This window comes from Vibrio lentus, from assembly GCF_002875945.1.
GTDB lineage: Bacteria > Pseudomonadota > Gammaproteobacteria > Enterobacterales > Vibrionaceae > Vibrio > Vibrio apostichopi.
In genome coordinates, this window is the sequence record NZ_MCZK01000104.1 from 93,962 (window position 1) to 111,998 (window position 18,037).

Consider the following 18,037-nt stretch of genomic DNA (forward strand, 5'->3'; position numbering starts at 1 on the left):
ACCGTGAACGTGCGAACAATTGGAGTAGAGTCGGTATCCAGCGCTTGAACATCCGCGTGGTCATTGTTGAGTGTGTACGTCCACTCACCGTCCACATCGATACTGAACGTGCCGTAGTGGCCATCTTGAACATCGGTCTGCGCAGTAAACACCGCTTCGTCTAAATCGGGATCGTCAACATTGAGGTTGCCGCCGGTCGTTAGCGTCGCGTCTTCTTGCACTGCGCCTTTATCATCACCCGGAACACTTGGGGTGATAACCGCCGCGTCGTCTGAGCCCGTGATGGTCACGGCAATCTCATGCGTGCTGCCATCTGCAGTTTCTACCGTGAACGTGCGAACAATTGGAGTCGAGTCGGCATCCAGCGCTTGGACATCCGCGTGGTCATTGTTGAGTATGTACGTCCACTCACCGTCCGCATCGATACTGAAGGTGCCGTAGTTGTCATCTTGAACATCGGTCTGCGCGGTAAACACCGCTTCGTCTAAATCTGGATCGTCAACATTGAGGTTGCCACCGGTGGTTAGGGTTACATCTTCTTGTAAATCACCGTTATCACTTCCAGTGATAATAGCGGCTACTGACTCAGGAATAACATCAATCGTAGAATTCAAAACAGTGTTCAACGTGACTTGTTGAGCTTCAGTCAGCCCCTTGGTCTCAAAGAACGTTTTCGCTAAAACTTCCACCCCATCCCTTTCAATACTTCCAGAGGTTATCAAACTAGAGCCACTAACATCTCCAGCCGCGGTTGCAAATTCACTCCCCAATAAAGTAGGATCTAAGCCGTCTTCAAGAGCATTGAATAACGCAATAACATCAGGTGATATGTCAATATTTTCGTGTTGATCAACAAACGTAATTTCAGGTTCTTTATTACCGTCAAAGGTTTCGACAATAATTTCACCAGGAAATAACTGCTGTCCAGGTTCGACTACTTTAATTTTACCATCTAAACCAATAACAACATGCGTTTCTACTGCTAACTTCATTCTGTCGACCACTGCTCGTACCCCTTAGAAATCATCGATTAGATTCATCAATCAAACCCAACACAACAAGCTCATTTATTGACAATAAAAATAACTGGGTAATTTATCATCAAACAGCCCTTATAAAACACGCACTTTTATAGGCCTAAATTTTCATGTTTTAAATTTGTTTTATTTTTATTCAAACAATAATATTTTATTAAGACATTAACAATCGAAGAAGTGACATATATTTTTCGATTAAAAATAAGTTTGTCAGTTGAAATAGCCTAAAAAATGAATGGCCCCCCTTAAGCATGGTCATTCAACCTAAATCAATAAAAACAAATAATGATTTAAATATTATTAACAAATTGGAGAATTTCTTTGAAGCTAATTTACTGTAGCTTACTGTGCTGTGGGCTTTTATTACCACTACCTTCTTGGGCACAATCGTTAGAGCAAGCGATATCGCAAACCTTTGCTACAAATCCAGAAATAAAAAGTGCGTTTAATGAATATATAAGCAAACGCTATTTAATTGATGCCTCTACAGGAGCCTATAAACCAAGCTTAGATTTAGATGCAGGGATAGGATATGAAGCAATTAATCCGGCTTCCGGAATCGCTCGCGGATCAACTGAAATGACACGTAGAGAAGCTGCTCTTACGCTAAATCAGTTGATATGGGATGGTTCAAAAACTCTGAATGATATTGATCGTGTCTCCGCAGATGCCGAATCAATTCGACTACAGCTATTATCGAATGCACAAAATACAGCACTCGACGTAGTAAGAATTTATATTGAGACTATTGAAGGCTTTGAGATTCTCGCTCTATCGGAAAGTAATCTTGCGACACACGAAAAGATATACATCGACATAAAAAAGCGTACTGATTCAGGTATCAGTTCAACTGCCGATCTTACTCAAATAGAAGCACGTCTAGCAAAAGCTCACAGTAATTTAATCGCAGCTGAAAACAACTTGATTGACTCAAAAACTACTTTCATTCGCCTTGTTGGCGAAGCGCCTCAGTCACTTGTTTTTCCTCGAGCCGATAAAAACTTTATCCCATTAACGTTAGAGCTAGCTCAAGAGCAAGCCTATGAATCTCATCCTGTTATTAAAATATCACAAGTGGATGTTGAGTCTGCGAAATTTCAATATAAACAAAGCCAGTCGAACTACTTTCCAACCCTTTCATTTGAAGCTAAACAGAGCTGGAAGGAGGATGCTGGAGGAATAAAAGGTAGTAGCGATGAAACAACAGCGATGATACGACTTAATTATAATCTTTATAATGGAGGTCGAGATTCAGCTAAGAGTTCAGAAATGGCTTACCAATTAAACAAAGCCAAAGATTTACGGGAGAGAGCATATCGCGCAGTTAAAGAAGAGCTAGAACTCTCTTGGAGCGCTTTAGAAATGACATCTCAACAAAAGGTGTTCCTAGCAGATCATGTGGACTCAGCTTCCGAAACCGTCATTGCTTACGAAAAACAATACTTAATAGGCAAACGTACTTTGCTCGATCTTTTGAATACTGAAAATGAACTTTTCGAGTCACGAAAAGGTTACGTAGAAGCCAAATATTCCGAACAATACGCAAAATATAGAGTCCTTACCTCCACAGGCAACCTATTGAATGCATTGAGAGTTAACTTACCCAAAGAGTGGACAGATAAGGTGGATTACTAATGTACAAACAAACCATTTTTTGGTCTTTTCTATTTTTTACTTTTAACATTCAAGCAAGTGATGAGATTAGTTACATCCCAACCCCTAATGTAAGTCAAGTTGCAGACCAGTTTGACCAAGATAGTGATGGGGTCATAAATGAAAGAGACCTTTGTCCAGATACCCCTCAATTTGCTGAAATAGACAATGATGGATGTGGCAGCCTTGTTGAGACAGAGGATTCATATGTTATTCGAATCTTATTCAATAATGACTCCGATACAATAAATTCAATTTATGATCAGCAAATCGAAGGTATGGTTAACTTTTTAAAGCAGTATCCGAATACCGCAATTGAGATTCAAGGTTACGCCAGCAACGTCGGAAACCACCAATACAACATGACTCTATCAACACGTAGAGCTAAACAAGTTCGTAACAAAATAATAAATTTAGGTATAAAAGAAAGTCGAATAAGGATTATAGGCTTCGGTGATACTCAACTAAGTTCACCAGGTATTGATGAAATTAGCCATGCTCTAAATAGAAAGGTTACAGCCACAGTCGTAGGGTATAAAGGTGAAGTAAAAGAAGAGTGGAATATATTTACAACTCTTCCCAAATCACATTAATTCAATAAGATGGAATGTTCTGCATTCCATCTGTCGTCTCAATGTTGAGAAATTAACGAAATAAACATTAAAACATTGGTAATCAATAGATTTATTACAATCAATAAAACAACACAGACATATTAATTTTATTAACTATGAATTATAAACAGTCACTTTTATCACTACCTTATCATTAGTAAAAAACAATATGAAACTAACAGTACATACAAGCAACCTCATTGCTACCTGTAAAATTTAACAATATAAACGGAAATGTACATGTACTCCCTAAACTACATTTAGGTTAATTAAAATATAGTTCCACGCTTGCATTAAATTTACACCAAAGCCAAAGAAAAACATTATACGGCGATCAAAACATGACTGAGACATGCCTTCGTAGGCTAAACCAATTATTGAGCCACTATGAGCATTCAATACTTTATGATGTAAACTTAGACGATCTAGAAAATGTCTTTGCCACCTCTCGACGTAACACTTCAAATATTCTAAAAATCTTAGGAGATTGCAATTGGATTTTATGGAAACCAGGTATAGGGAGAGGAAAAAATAGCACAATACAAATAACTGTGTCGATGTACCAAGCTATCTATCAAACTCTTAGTCGTGAACTCGTATCAAGTAACTTTGATGCCATTGCTAAAATCTTGTGTACCCATCAAGAAATAGCGGCCAATGCTCTGAACCATGCGATGCTAGAGGCCAATAGGAACAAAGAAAAGTCGCATTCTCTAGTGATATCCCAATACCCTTGGGTTGATGAACTAAACCCCACTTTAACTTACCGATTTTCAGAGCTGCAAGTAACTCGTAGCCTTTACGACACCTTACTTATAGTGAATAAGCAGGGAAAATTAGAGGCACAACTAGCATATGATTACAAAGTCGAAGGAAAACATATTTACCTCTGGATCCGACCAGAGGTGACTTGCCATGATGGCCTCCCTCTAACTATAAATGATGTAATCTATAGCCTAAAAGTACTCAAAAACACTCGAGGCCCAGTTAACCTCTTATTCCAGCAAGTTGAAGATATCTATTTTTCAGAATCTGAAGGAGCTGTTTGCATGCTGTTAGAAAGTGAGAACCCTCTTTTTTTGTACTGTCTCGCTATAGCTAATGCTTCGATCATTACCAGCCGCAATATTTCCTTTTCTAAGAAGAAAGCTATACCAATAGGTACTGGTCCATTTTCACTATCTTGTTGGGATCAAGACAAAATAATACTAAGAAAAAACCCGCATTATTTTTCTAAAAGCGCTTTACTTCAAGAAATCACACTCTCACATCAAGGAAGCAAAATTGAGCACCTTGTACGTTACAATCACCCAGATCTCGAAACGGAAAATCACCTAATTCAAGCCTTTTCGTACGTGGCATACAACATGCGTAATAATAGTGATATATCCCCCAGCACCATCCAAAACCTTTTTAAGTACCTAAAATCAATTCGAAATCAATATAGCGTAAGCGAAAATTTACATCCTATGACACTAAATGAATCTTCGTCATGCTCTATAAATCCGATTTCGACACCTATTTTGAATGGAAATTTAGTGTTCGCGCATCCTAAATGGACAATCAAGTACCTTGAAAATATTTCTAACTGGATAATTCAAAAGATATCCGAAACAGGTATATCGGTAGAAGTCGTTATCTTATCTAATGCTAGCGCACCAGAAATGATTCGGGACAAAGCAGACCTTCTTTTTGTGGAAGAAGTTGTTGAACAGCCTTTGGAGTATGGTCTTTATGAGTGGATGTTAACTAGTACTGCGATTCGATTTATCTACCCTTACGAACAGCTTTTAACACATGCATCAAATCTACATCAGCGGTTAGTTGCTAAAGAGCAGCAGCAACAGCTGATCAAGATGTTTGATCAACTATGTACTGAAGATGTTTTGCTTCCACTTTTTTGGGGAAAAGAAGAGGTTGTCCAAGCGAAACAAGTCAATGGGCTTTATATCGATAAGTCAGGGTACAGTGATTTTTATAAACTTTGGATAAAAAGTTAACCAATAATACACTCAGTCGTCAACCTAGACTTAGGTTGACGACGTTACGCTTCGAGTTTGCTCGAAGTGGTGCTTCACTAAGCGGTACATGAGATGAGATCACATCATACCGCTGGTTGTAACTTTTCTAAAAATTCTGCCAATGTCTCGGCTAGTACATCACGATTTTTGGTGCCTAAGCGCTCTAGAATCACGTTACCCGTTAGGTTACAGATAGAGATAACATCCAATTCAGCGTCAGTCGCTGCGATGAAAACCGTTGGTTTTAATTTCAAACGACGTTGGGTCACCAAGTGGCCTAAGATGTTTTCTTGTAAACATTCGAAGTCTTCATCACTCCAAATCTGTAACAACGTCAGATCGTTACCATCAAAGGTAGCGTTCATATCTGCGCTGTATTGTGCGCCGTAGAAAGTCTTGATGTCTTCATGCAGCGTCAACTCGATACCCGTTTCAACGTTAGTGAAATCAGCGAATTGCTCACGTGGATAGTTTTTCCATAACACGGCATCGCCGCTCTTTTCTTCTACGCAAGGCGACACAATATCCACCAACTCCTCATTGCGAGGTAAACTTTGGTGTTGCAGTTGCCACGCGTCAACGTATCGCTGACTAAAAGAAAGTAGTGCGTCTTGAGCACGTTGAGTCATGAAAATCTCCTAAACACAAAATAATAAATAGAATCGGGGACCTTTCCGTGCCGATTAAGCGATGACTTAATGACAGGGTAATGGGGATTCAGTAAAATCGACCCCATTCTAATCGAATTTGAAACGAAAGTATGAGCAAATATTCTGACGCAAAAGAGCTAGCGGGTTTAACCCTAGGCCAAAAAACTGAGTACTCTAACCAATACGATGCAAGTTTATTGCAGCCAGTACCTCGTAGCCTGAATCGTGATGACCTTGCGCTAAACGGTGACCTACCTTTTGTTGGCCATGATATTTGGACGATGTACGAACTTTCGTGGCTAAACACTAACGGCCTACCACAAGTGGCAGTGGGTGAAGTTTTCATCCCAGCAACCAGCCCAAATTTAATTGAATCAAAATCTTTCAAGCTGTATTTGAACAGCTACAACCAGACTCAATTTGAAAACTGGGACCAAGTTACTGAACGTCTTACTCAAGATTTGTCCGCATGTGCAGGCGAAACGGTGATTGTGAATGTAAACTCAGTAACGGATTACACCAACCAGCCTATCGTAACGATGGAAGGTGACTGTATCGACAACCAAGACATCCAAATCACCAGCTATGATTTCGAAGCGTCACTGCTTGAAGGGGCTGCTGGCGAGCAAAATGTTGAAGAAACACTGCACAGCCACCTGTTGAAGTCGAACTGTTTGATCACCAACCAACCGGATTGGGGCAGCGTTGAAATCGCATATTCAGGTAAGCAAATTGACCGTGAAGCTCTGCTACGCTATTTAGTTTCTTTCCGTGAGCACAATGAATTCCACGAACAATGTGTTGAACGTATCTTCACTGATATCATGAAATACTGTGGCCCATCGAAGCTAACCGTGTTCGCACGTTACACGCGTCGTGGTGGTCTGGATATCAACCCATACCGTTCAACAGAGCAAGATAGACCAAGCCACAATAAGCGTATGGCTCGCCAATAATCAGGCGCAAAGCACTTACTCTTATTTGAACCTATCCAATCTTTAAAGGGACATTGAAATGCGTTGGTTATACGTTGTTAGTCTATTTATTTTAAGCTTCAGTACATCGGTCAATGCGTCGGTCTACTCGTCGGCGTTACTCAACGAGGCTAACAACCTTGTAGAGATTGAACCGAGCCAAGCAAAACAAATGGCCAACAGTTACCTAACGCTGCGTGTCCTTTCTGATCAACGTGAGAAAAGCCCATCGGCGATTTCTCGCGAAGAGACGGACTCTTCGATTCGAACGCCAAACAGCAGCATCGATGCCTACAAAATCTTAGCGAAGGCTGAGTACAACCTTGGCCATACTCACACTGCCATTCAGCACATCGAAGAAGCCTCAGCGCTTGCGAAGACTTATAAACTCGAATACCTCAAGCTTGATCTTCAAATATTGAAAGTTAGGCTGCTTTGGCTCAGTGATAAAAAGTCGACGAAAGCAAAAGCTGAACTCGCCAGTATTGAAGCTAGCCTAGAATCCGTCAACAAAACGCTGCGTCTTACAGAAGGCATCACCTATCGATTGATCATGTTGAAGGCGGAGATCGCCTCTTATCAAAACAAAATCGACGAAGCCGAAAAGTACTACCAAGAAGCAAAAACGTTCCTAGATCAGCGCTACTCTGAAAAAGTCACCATCGATTACCATATCTCTGTTGGTGAGTTTTACCTGACCCACAAAGAATATAACCACGCGCTCTCTGAATTGTTGTATGGCTACTGGAAATCAGTAGAAGGCAACCTGAGCTCGCGCTTGGCTAAAGTAAACCGCCTGCTTGCACAGCTTTTCTTCGAGCGCCAAGTCTTAGACAAAGCGCTAGAACACCTTTCTCAAGCCGCTGATTTTTATGATAACTTCGAAAATTCGCCCGTCTTAGCGCAAGTGCTTAAGAAAATGGGTGATGTGTACTTCTTCCAAGGCAAATACAACCTTGCCCTCGTGCATTTCTTCAACGTTCTTGATCACGAAAGTACTGACCGAGATATCCACCAAGTCATTGATATTCGACTCAGTTTATCGGCAACCTATCTGCGTCTTTATAACTACCCATTGGCCGAGCAATACCTAACACGCGCCCTTGAACTGCTTGAATACACCGATATTCCGAAGCTAGAAGGTCGTGCTGCATTGCTCTCTGCAGGGCTCGCTTATCACCTTCAGCAGAGTGAGGATGTGATCAAGCACGCCACTCGCGCACTGGAGATCTCACGTCAGGTTGAGAACATGCGCCTTTCGCAGCGTTCGTACTATTTACTCTCTTTGGGTTATGAGCAGGCAGGAAAACCGCAACAGGCTTTAGAAAACCTTAAGCAATACAATAGTTTGGTTTCTTTAGAACAACAGAAACTGAACCGCGTTGGTGAAGATGCTTTCCGCCAACAGAAAGAGTTCGCCGAGCAAACTCTGCATTATGCCGGACAGGCCCAAGAGCTAGAAAAGTACAAACTAGAGCATCGTAAGTTCCAAAAGATATCGTTCGCCCTATTCTTGTTCAGCATTATCTTGTTCTTCTTTGTGCTGCGCCGTGGTTACCTCATTCAAACCTTGGCCAAAGAAGTCGACTCACTGCGAACAGACTTGTTTACGCACTCGCGTTCTAAGCTGCCTAATCTCAGAATGTTGAATGCGAAGTTGTCGAACTCATTAGAACAAACCAGCCAGACCTTCGAACAGTGGCAACTTGGCGAACTGATTCATGAACCATTGAATGACCGTTTGCGCTTCGTGATGATTGACTTACCTTTCCTACGTAACATGTATACGCAAAACGGTTATAAAGCGGGTCTAGAGTTAGAAGACGCTTTCGGTGAGTTCCTAAAATCAAAGCTTGAAGGCCCAGCTCGTGTCTATCATTTCTCAGACGCGAACCTGCTTTACATCGAACCTAACTCAGACCGAGATTCGTCACCCGAGGCGATGTTTAAAAAGATTCAATCTTGGATTACCAACTTTGAACCGAAGCGTAATATCAACCGAACAATTCGCATGGGCATCGCTGACTACCCATTCTTGCCTAGAGCTTACACCGCGATTAACGACCAAGAGTTGTTAGATGTATTGTTAATGTCGACGAACCTAGCGCGTGAAATCAGTCTTAAAGAGCGAAGCAGTCAATGGGTGTATCTCAAAGCCATTGATAATGCGCCCGCAGCAAGCCTTGCAACAGGTAACATAAGAGAAGCGTGTAAACATGCGATTAATCAAGGGTTAATAAAAATACAATCGTCCTACCAGAATGAGGACAACATCAAAAAAATGCTAAAAGATGACTGATTTGCGAGCGGTTGAGACCTGCAACTCGTGACCTTATTTTCAGTTTTGTTATTATCGATGCAATGGAATTTCATCTAAATGATCGTGATCGGTCTACTCGGCGCTAATTAATACATCTATGGGCATTCTCGAACAAGACATTCACGCGCAACTCCACCAGCTGAAAGTTCAGTTGGAACAAGTTCGTTTGACACAGAGAGACACCTCGTTCAAGTTTATTAGAGAGCAGAAAGTTCTAAAGCGTATCGTCACATCATTAAGTGACGCGTGTGTTGGAAGTAACGAACACTTAGATGAAAACCTTATTGCCCTGCGGGAAGAGCTAGAAAAGCAAAAAGACATCAGCTCCATGATCCCAAAGTTGGCAGTCTTAGAAAGGATGCTCAAGCAGAAAACGTTGGCTATGGATAAACAGAACGGATATCTGGACGATAGCATTAAGCACAGTGGTGAAACGCTACAACGCATAACTGGTCTTCCAGCGCAGTTGAAACGCGACCTACGAAACTTACTTAGCTTCTCCGAATGCAATGGCAGTCAGAAAGTTGACCACGCCATGAAGCTTCTCAGTATTTATGAGCGTGCCATAAAGATTATGGCGAATAACTCTCGCACTCATTTTGGCGATACAGCTCAATCTCCTGAGCAAGAATTACTTTCGGACCTTTCCACAGAATTACAGCACTTGATCACTGAACTCGATTTCGAGGGTGAATCAGGTGACTTACTTATCGATATTCGAGCAAAGCTACTACTAGGTGTTTCAACACAAAACCTACTTGAGTTGTCACTTCAGATCCTCAAACTGGTGATTGAAGGCACTAATTTAGAGCGTAAGAAATCCGAACAGTTTATCGACCAGCTCAATGCTTCACTCTCTTCCAGTATCAAAACAGCAGACCAAAATACCGATCAAAGCCAAAGCTATTTTGAACACCGCCAAGGCCTTAACTCAGAGTTAAGCGACCTTGTCGTCAAAAGCCAAAACTCGGTAGATAAAGCGACTGATATTACCGTCTTGAAACAGTCGATCAATCCGCTGCTTAGCGAGATAGCCTCTCTATCAGAGCGACTCAATCATGCAGAGCAGAAAGAACAAGCTTTGATCGAACGAATGAGTTACGGAAAAACTCAATTAGACTCTCTCTACGAAGTCACCCAAGACTACAGAAAACGTCTTGAAGATCAGGCTCAGCGTATGCTGCTTGACCCACTCACTAAGGTCTACAATCGCACCGCTTTTACCGATCGCTTAGAGCTTGAGTACCGTCGTTGGATTCGCGCGCAACACTCGCTGAGAGTAGTGCTATTAGACATCGATAATTTTAAAGCCATTAACGATAGCTTTGGTTATACCGCGGGTGATAAAGCCCTTAAGATCATCGCTAGAACCATCACCAAGGAAGTCGGTATTACTGATACTGTGGCTCGTTTTTCTGGTGAAGAGTTCGTCTTATTGCTTCCAGAACAAACGGATGAATATTGCCATCAGGTGATTCAGAACATTCAAGCTCAAGTTAGCCGCTTACCTTTTAAGTTCCGCGACCAACAGATTACGATTACTCTTTGTGCAGCAAGCACTCAGTTTAAAGAATCAGATACACCGGAAGAAGTGCTAGAGCGATTAAATAAGACGCTGAATAAAGCAAAACAACGTGGTACCAACCAACTCATTTGGCACTAAGCCAACCCAGCGTTTAATTTATTTCATTTTTTCAAATACTTATCACATACCAATTCCCTCAATGTTTGCTAAGCTAATGATTAACATTCGCTTAACAAGCATTTTTGACAAGCAATGCGTATATAAGCTTTTAAGTCTCTCTATATATAAACTTAAGAAACTGTGTATATGAACTTAAGTCTCTGTATATATGAACCTAAGAATCAGTGTATACGTACTTAAGCATCTGTATATTGGCTCTTAAGCCATTCTAACTAAGTCATTAAGCAACGCTGTCGTAACCGTTTCGTCTGGTTAACTCTCTCACCTTTAACCAAACACTTTCAACGTTTGCTTCTCACTCTCGAGCCAGAGGGTCACTTCAACGTCCCCCTGCTCTTTTCAACAAGGAGGCACTATGATCACTCATATCAGCCCTGCCGGTAGCATGGATTTACTCTCTCAACTTGAAGTTGAGCGTCTTAAGAAAACCGCGTCTAGTGATCTGTACCAACTGTATCGTAACTGTACGTTAGCGGTACTCAACTCGGGTAGCCACACCGACAACTCCAAAGAGTTGCTCGACAAGTATCAATCGTTTGATGTTGAGGTCGTGCGCCGTGAACGTGGTATCAAGCTCGAACTGAGTAACCCGCCAGAGCATGCCTTTGTCGACGGTGAAATCATCAAGGGTATCCAAGAGCACCTATTCTCCGTGCTGCGTGATATTGTTTACGTCAACATGCATTTAGCCGATAACCAAAGGCTGAACCTAACCAATGCGACTCACATTACCAACCTCGTGTTTGGGATATTGAGAAACGCTGGAGCACTCACACCCGGCATTGAGCCGAACCTGATCGTGTGTTGGGGTGGCCATTCAATTAACGCCAGCGAATACCAATACACTCGCGAAGTGGGTAATGAATTAGGCCTACGTGAACTGAACATCTGTACCGGTTGTGGACCGGGTGCAATGGAAGGCCCGATGAAAGGCGCAGCGATTGGTCACGCTAAGCAGCGTTATACAGACCACCGTTACTTAGGCCTGACAGAACCTTCAATCATTGCTGCTGAGCCACCAAACCCAATCGTCAACGAACTGGTGATCATGCCAGACATCGAGAAGCGTCTTGAGGCGTTCGTTCGTATGGCACATGGCATCATTATTTTCCCTGGTGGCCCCGGCACTGCCGAAGAACTGCTGTATATATTAGGGATCATGATGCACCCGAATAATGTCGACCAACCCATGCCAATTGTATTAACGGGTTCAAAAGAGAGTGAGGCGTACTTCCGTTCGATTGATAAGTTCATCGGCGAAACCTTGGGTGAAGAAGCACAAAAACACTATGAGATCGTCATTGATGACCCAGCACGCGCTGCGAAAATCATGAAGCAAGCAATGCCAGATGTGCGCTCTCACCGTAAAGAGACCGGCGATGCTTATAGCTATAACTGGTCGCTGCATATTGAGCCTGAGTTCCAACTGCCATTCGACCCTACCCATGAGTCTATGGCGGCACTCGATCTGCATATGGATCAGAAAACAGAGAGCCTTGCAGCGAATTTACGTAAAGCGTTCTCAGGTATTGTGGCGGGTAACGTCAAAGCCGAAGGCATTCTTGAAATCGAGAAACACGGTCCATTCCTGATTGATGGCGACAAAGAACTGATGACCAAGATGGATCGACTGCTGAATGACTTTGTTGAACAGCATCGAATGAAACTGCCAGGCGGTACGGATTACGTTCCTTGCTATAAGATCGCACCGAGTAACTGATCGACCAAGTAACGGTTATATCCAACGACTGACGTACCAAGTGACTGATAGCAAAGCACTCATTGATCTTAAGGCCTTCATCAGCCCGCGGTCAGAGCTAGTAAGGCATAAAGCTAATCAAGTTATGGCGTTTACGTCGCTAACGTTTCAACTCACCAAGTGATACGTTACTATAAGGGGCTAGCAGCCCCTTTTTTATTGCCTATTTAGTGGAAACTTATGTCTATCCATCTTGTTATTATCGATGCCTTAAACCTCATCCGACGCGTGCACTCTGTTCAGCCGGATCCAACCGATATTACAAGAACCATCACCACAACGGCTCGTACACTCAACCGAATCCTAAACGAATCACAACCAACGCACATCATCGCAGTATTTGATCATCATCTACAAGATCGAGGCTGGCGCGCTGAGGTACTGCCTGCCTATAAGCAGAATCGCAAGCCGATGCCAGAGCCTTTAATGAAAGGGCTCGATGCGATTCAACAAGCATGGTGGGAACTCGGTATTGATTCATTACTTTCAGACGGCGATGAGGCTGACGATCTAGTAGCAACACTCGCGAAGAAAGTGGCTGACCACGGTGAAAAGGTCACGATCATTTCTACCGATAAAGGCTACTGCCAGCTACTATCCCCAACACTACAGATCCGTGATTACTTCCAACATCGTTGGTTAGATAAACCCTTCATTGAAGCGGAGTTTGGCGTGAAGCCTGAACAACTTGCTGATTACTGGGGATTGACCGGCGTAAGCTCAAGCCAAGTTCCGGGCATTCCCGGAGTTGGACCAAAAGCGGCAAAAGAGATCCTAACCACGTACCCAGATATTGAAGCCGCATTCTTAGCTGAAGACCTACCGAAAAAGTATCGTAAGAAGTTCGATGAGCATATCGAGTCGGCTCGCGTATGTAAGCTCGTTTCTGCCCTCAAAACAGACATCGATCTGGGCTTTAATCTGCAAGATATTCGTTACTCTGATAACCAAGCTTAACACTTCTAGATGTTCATCTTTTCTGTTGTGTTCTCCATTACATTCACAACCTAATTATAATGTTAATCAATACCTTACCGAGTATTGATTAACATTTAGCCTTCATCACAGTCTTATTGATATAAGTATTTAATTTCATTGCTCTAATAAGGAGAAACACAATGAAAAACATACTATTACTATCATTAACTACCCTCTTACTTAATATCGCGCCTCTTGCTGTCGCAACCGAAGCCTGTGGTGAACACCTAGTCAAAGGTTTGCCTTCAGAATCCTCTGATCAAATGCTTTGTCGAACCGGTTATGCCATTGGCTACAACTATTCCATGAAGAATGCTGATTGGGTCGCCTATCATGTCACCGCAGAAAGCGTCAATGGACAGTTCAAACGAAGTAACCGCTTTAAAGCCGATTCAGAACTCCCCGAATACGCCCAATCAACACTAAGCGACTACTCCAAATCCGGTTATGACCGCGGCCATCTTGCTCCATCTGCAGCAATGGACTTCAGCGAAGTGTCGATGCAAGAAAGCTTCTTGCTAAGCAATATGTCACCACAACTTCCAGGGTTTAACCGAGTTGGCTGGCGATTGCTAGAAGAGCATGTACGTGACCTTGCCAATGAATATCAAGAGCTCTATGTGGTGACAGGCCCTATTTATGACGGGAATGAAACCTTTATTGGCAATGGAGTTATGATTCCAAGTGCATTCTACAAAGTGATTCTCGACCCGTATTACAACGATGCGATTGCTTTTATTGTGCCGCACCGTGACGTATCGAGCAGTGAGCTCGCAAGCTTTGTCACAACCATTGATGAAGTAGAAGCCCGCACTAACTTGGATTTCTTCTCAAACACTAGCGATGATGTAGAAAGTAATATGGAAGCAATGCTTTGGGAAATGTGGCCTACCTCAGAGTAAACCTCTCATAACAAAAAAAACGCTCCTTATGAGGAGCGTTTTGTATGTTCATTAACCGCGTATTAGTACGGTGAGATATTCGAAAGCGACTGAATATGAACCGTGATCTCTTCGCGGTCATGATAAAGGTGCTTCGCCTGCATCTTGAATTTCACTTTGTTATCGATAAGGAACTGTTTTAGATTCTCGATATCTTGCAGTACTTCATCGTAGCGACCTTTCATTGGCAGCTTAAGGTTAAACAGAGCTTCTTTCGCCCAGCCTTTGATGATCCACTCACCCATAAGGTGTGCAACACGAGCTGGCTTTTCAACCATGTCACAGATAATCCAAGTCACGTTCTTACGGTCAGGTTCGAACTTAAAGCCATCCACCATGTGGTGCTTAATTTGACCCGTTTCCATTAGGCTATCTGCCATCATGCCGTTATCGACACAGTGAACAAACATAGAACGCTTAACCAATTGGTAAGTCCAACCACCAGGACAGGCACCTAAATCTACGCCCCACATACCCGGAGCCAGACGCTCGTCCCACTCATCACGAGGGATGAATACGTGGAATGCTTCTTCTAGCTTCAATGTAGAACGACTTGGCGCATCTGATGGGAATTTCAAACGAGGAATGCCCATGAAGAAATGTGAGTTGTTGGTTGGGTAAGAGTAACCAACAAAGCAGTGACCCGGTGCGATAAAGCATAAATGAAGTACAGGCTTCTTAGCGTTATCCTTCGCAGTCATCAGGCCTTTACCACGCATTGCTTGACGCATCGGCACGGTAAATTTACGGCAGAACTTCAAAAGCTCTTTCGCTTCATTGGTATCTGGCGTTTCAATACGGATATCACCACAACGTGGGAAACCTTCTTTCTCAGAAAGCGCCTCAAGAATAGGAGAGATACGATCTTCTGTTGGAAGATCTTTGATCTCAACAGCAACCGCTAACATTTGACGAGCAAAGATCAGTGATTGGAAATCAACTTCTTTGATCAGCTTATCGGCTTCGCCAGCTTGATAACATTCAAACAATACAAAGCCTGTATTGCTCTTTAAGCGAGGAAAACCAAACACTTCCAGTTGTGTTGCCTTGTCTTGAATTTCGCCAGCACATTCTTTTTCAAAACCAGAGCGACAATAAAGTAGTACGTGTTTCACTGAGTTACCTCTTTTATATTCAAAGCAGCGAAGGAGAAGACTCCCCAACCAATGATAAATAGTAGACCACCAAACGGTGTTATAGGGCCAAACCATTTTATTCCTGTCAGTGCTAAGCCATAAAGGCTGCCACTAAAACAAAGGATGCCGATGATAAAGCAAATTGCCGCAATGAAAAAATATTTTTGTGATTTAGCGCCAAGTTTCACCTGTAGCAGAGCACCACACGCCAATATCGCGAGCGTATGGATAAATTGGTACTGAACACCGGTCTCAAACACACCCAAAAGATACTCAGGCAAGATAGCTTTCAAACCGTGCGCGGCAAATGCCCCAAGCATTACGGCAATCGCACCAGAAATACCCGCGATAGTGAGTAAATACTTACTTCTCATTGAGCACCTCTTTGATAAACGCAGATAGCTTCTCGACGGTTAAGGCAATGTTCTGCTGCTCTGTGTAGCCAGAGCTCTTGCGTGGCTTAAAGCTGTGATCTCCATCGGGAATAAACTCAACACGAATTGAATCCGACAAATCGAAATCAGCGAACTCTTCACGCTTACCAAAGGTATCGCGCTCGCCTTGTAGAATAAGACACGGCTTTGCTAACTCAGCAAGATGCTCACCTTTGTATTTCTCAGGTTTGCCAGGAGGATGAAAGGGAAAACCCAAACACGCCATCGCAGCCACCTTATCCAGTTCAGATAAGTGACTCGCCATACGCCCTCCCATCGACTTACCGCCAATCACAAGCTTGTCGGCATCAACCTGCTCGATAATCTCTTGGTAAGCTTCAAGCAGCTTAGGGGCTCTGTCAGGTGGACGACGCTTGCCATCTTCGGCACGCTTTATCATATAAGGGAAATTGAAACGAACAACTCGTATTCCTTTAGACGCCAACCCTTTGGCTACCGACTGCATGAATTCATGATCCATGCCGGCACCTGCGCCGTGCGCGAAGACAAAGGTTACTGGATTGTCTTCACCATCAATAATTAGGTTACTCATCGAGTAAGTCCTCTTGTTCGCTTTGTGCTTTCGCTAGCATCCAATCACGGAAGGTCGCAATACGTCCCATGTCGGCCTGCTTCTCATGACACACCACATAGAAGGCATTCTTACTAACCAACACTTCATCAAATGGAGCCAACAAGCGCCCTGCCTCAATTTCAGGCTGAGCCAAAACGTTGTTCCCCAGAGCAATACCTTGCCCATGGGCAGCGGCTTGCAGCACCATGGTCGAGTGACTAAAGATAGGACCGTGGTTAACGTTAACGCCATCGATACCATTTTGCTTAGCAAACTGTTTCCAATCTTTTCGAGAGGTATCGTGCAATAGCGTATGGCATGCTAAATCACTTAGAGATTCTAATGGTTTCGTTCCGAGCAACACCGACGGTGAGCACAGAGGAATCAAGTATTCTTGGTAAAGCTTATCGGCTCTAAGACCCGACCAATTGCCTCGCCCATAGTAAATCGCTACGTCTACGTCATCAGTCAATGAACCTTCATCCATATCCACGGCTTTGATTCGCACGTCGATATCCGGTTCTTGCTGATTAAAGTCAGCCAGTCTTGGTACTAACCATTGAATAGCAAAACTTGGCGGTAAGCTGATGGTCAATGCGCCCTTCTCGCTTCGCTCAAGTACTTTGTCAGTCGCCTCAGCCAAAGAAGTGAAGATATCTTTAATATCTAAGAAATAGCTTTGTCCCTCTTCAGTCAACAGCAAAGAGCGGTTTCTTCGACGAAAAAGCTTTAAGGACAAGAATTCTTCAAGTGCTTTGATCTGGTGGCTAACCGCAGCTTGAGTCACAAATAACTCCTCTGCGGCACGCGTAAAACTCAAGTGTCGAGCCGCGGCTTCAAACACTCTTAAGGAGTTTAATGGGGGTAATCGACGAGACATAATTACTCTCTAAATAGGCATTAGTTTTTTTTATCTGAAACATTATAATTTGTCCATTGCCTAGCGGCCAGAGAAATTCTATATTTCATCCCGCAGCAGCTAGCCTGAACGGCTTGATTCTCTCTAGAATCAATTGGTTTAGCTCCTGCGATGTTGTGTTTGCAAACTCGTACTTTTCGAGTTGGGTAGAGTTCTACCAAATGTTTTGTTGCAGTTCCTTACTGAAACGAGGCATATACTTCCTGTATTTATTTTGACCTGTCTGTCAAATTGGTTTACACCGCCTTTAAGGCGGTGTTTTTTTATGCCCAAAGTAAAATAACAATAAGTTTATCAATAGCTGTGCGGCTCTTCTCCGCTT

At 42.9% G+C, this 18,037-nt stretch carries 15 protein-coding genes; 9 read left to right on the top strand and 6 right to left on the bottom strand.

The annotated features are described in order from the left end of the window. Positions 1-992, bottom strand: a 992-nt coding sequence (locus BCT49_RS26125; RefSeq protein WP_241908048.1) for a VCBS domain-containing protein, incomplete at its 3' end; no start/stop codon positions are given. 366 nt (positions 993-1,358) lie between these two features. Here BCT49_RS26125 and BCT49_RS10060 point away from each other — a divergent pair. The 3 genes from BCT49_RS10060 to BCT49_RS10070 all read left to right on the top strand — a co-directional run bounded on the left by BCT49_RS10060 (position 1,359) and on the right by BCT49_RS10070 (position 5,304). Further along, positions 1,359-2,672, top strand: coding sequence for a TolC family outer membrane protein (locus BCT49_RS10060; RefSeq protein WP_102435096.1), 1,314 nt, complete (start codon positions 1,359-1,361; stop codon positions 2,670-2,672). After that, entirely contained in the window at positions 2,672-3,283 is a 612-nt protein-coding gene (locus BCT49_RS10065; protein WP_102435097.1) for an OmpA family protein, read from the top strand. The genes BCT49_RS10060 and BCT49_RS10065 overlap by 1 nt, the downstream gene beginning before the upstream one ends. 362 nt (positions 3,284-3,645) lie before the next feature. Continuing rightward, the gene (locus BCT49_RS10070; protein WP_102435098.1) at positions 3,646-5,304 is read left to right on the top strand and encodes an ABC transporter substrate-binding protein; all 1,659 of its coding nucleotides are present in this window, start codon (positions 3,646-3,648) and stop codon (positions 5,302-5,304) included. A gap of 104 nt (positions 5,305-5,408) precedes the next feature. Here BCT49_RS10070 and syd read toward each other — a convergent pair whose 3' ends face one another. Continuing rightward, positions 5,409-5,954, bottom strand: coding sequence for a SecY-interacting protein (gene syd / locus BCT49_RS10075; RefSeq protein WP_102435099.1), 546 nt, complete (start codon positions 5,952-5,954; stop codon positions 5,409-5,411). A 131-nt stretch (positions 5,955-6,085) separates the two neighbouring features. Between syd and queF the strand changes: the two genes are divergently transcribed. From queF to BCT49_RS10105, 6 genes are all read left to right on the top strand, one after another. Beyond that, entirely contained in the window at positions 6,086-6,931 is an 846-nt protein-coding gene (queF, locus tag BCT49_RS10080; RefSeq protein ID WP_102435100.1) for an NADPH-dependent 7-cyano-7-deazaguanine reductase QueF, read from the top strand. Between the two features lie 58 nt (positions 6,932-6,989). Then, entirely contained in the window at positions 6,990-9,248 is a 2,259-nt protein-coding gene (locus BCT49_RS10085; RefSeq protein WP_102435101.1) for a tetratricopeptide repeat protein, read from the top strand. Between the two features lie 118 nt (positions 9,249-9,366). Continuing rightward, positions 9,367-10,932, top strand: coding sequence for a GGDEF domain-containing protein (locus BCT49_RS10090; RefSeq protein ID WP_102435102.1), 1,566 nt, complete (start codon positions 9,367-9,369; stop codon positions 10,930-10,932). Between the two features lie 397 nt (positions 10,933-11,329). Continuing rightward, the gene (gene ppnN, locus BCT49_RS10095; RefSeq protein WP_102435103.1) at positions 11,330-12,694 is read left to right on the top strand and encodes a nucleotide 5'-monophosphate nucleosidase PpnN; all 1,365 of its coding nucleotides are present in this window, start codon (positions 11,330-11,332) and stop codon (positions 12,692-12,694) included. 219 nt (positions 12,695-12,913) lie between these two features. Further along, a complete protein-coding gene (gene xni / locus BCT49_RS10100) occupies positions 12,914-13,690 on the top strand; it encodes a flap endonuclease Xni (protein WP_102435104.1) in 777 nt (258 codons plus the stop codon). Between the two features lie 161 nt (positions 13,691-13,851). Further along, positions 13,852-14,613: a DNA/RNA non-specific endonuclease gene (locus BCT49_RS10105; protein ID WP_102435105.1), complete on the top strand. Its 762-nt coding sequence runs from the start codon at positions 13,852-13,854 to the stop codon at positions 14,611-14,613. A 62-nt stretch (positions 14,614-14,675) separates the two neighbouring features. Here BCT49_RS10105 and rlmM read toward each other — a convergent pair whose 3' ends face one another. The 4 genes from rlmM to BCT49_RS10125 are packed head-to-tail and all read right to left on the bottom strand — an operon-like array spanning position 14,676 to position 17,676. Further along, on the bottom strand, positions 14,676-15,767 hold the full coding sequence (gene rlmM, locus BCT49_RS10110) for a 23S rRNA (cytidine(2498)-2'-O)-methyltransferase RlmM (RefSeq protein ID WP_102435106.1): 1,092 nt from the start codon (positions 15,765-15,767) through the stop codon (positions 14,676-14,678). After that, entirely contained in the window at positions 15,764-16,162 is a 399-nt protein-coding gene (locus BCT49_RS10115) for a DUF423 domain-containing protein (protein ID WP_102435107.1), read from the bottom strand. The genes rlmM and BCT49_RS10115 overlap by 4 nt, the downstream gene beginning before the upstream one ends. Further along, positions 16,152-16,775, bottom strand: a complete 624-nt coding sequence (locus BCT49_RS10120; protein ID WP_102435108.1) for an alpha/beta fold hydrolase — start codon at positions 16,773-16,775, stop codon at positions 16,152-16,154. Before BCT49_RS10120 ends, BCT49_RS10115 begins: the two co-directional genes overlap by 11 nt. Further along, positions 16,768-17,676, bottom strand: a complete 909-nt coding sequence (locus tag BCT49_RS10125; RefSeq protein ID WP_017106275.1) for a transcriptional regulator GcvA — start codon at positions 17,674-17,676, stop codon at positions 16,768-16,770. The genes BCT49_RS10120 and BCT49_RS10125 overlap by 8 nt, the downstream gene beginning before the upstream one ends. Between the last annotated feature and the right edge of the window lie 361 nt (positions 17,677-18,037).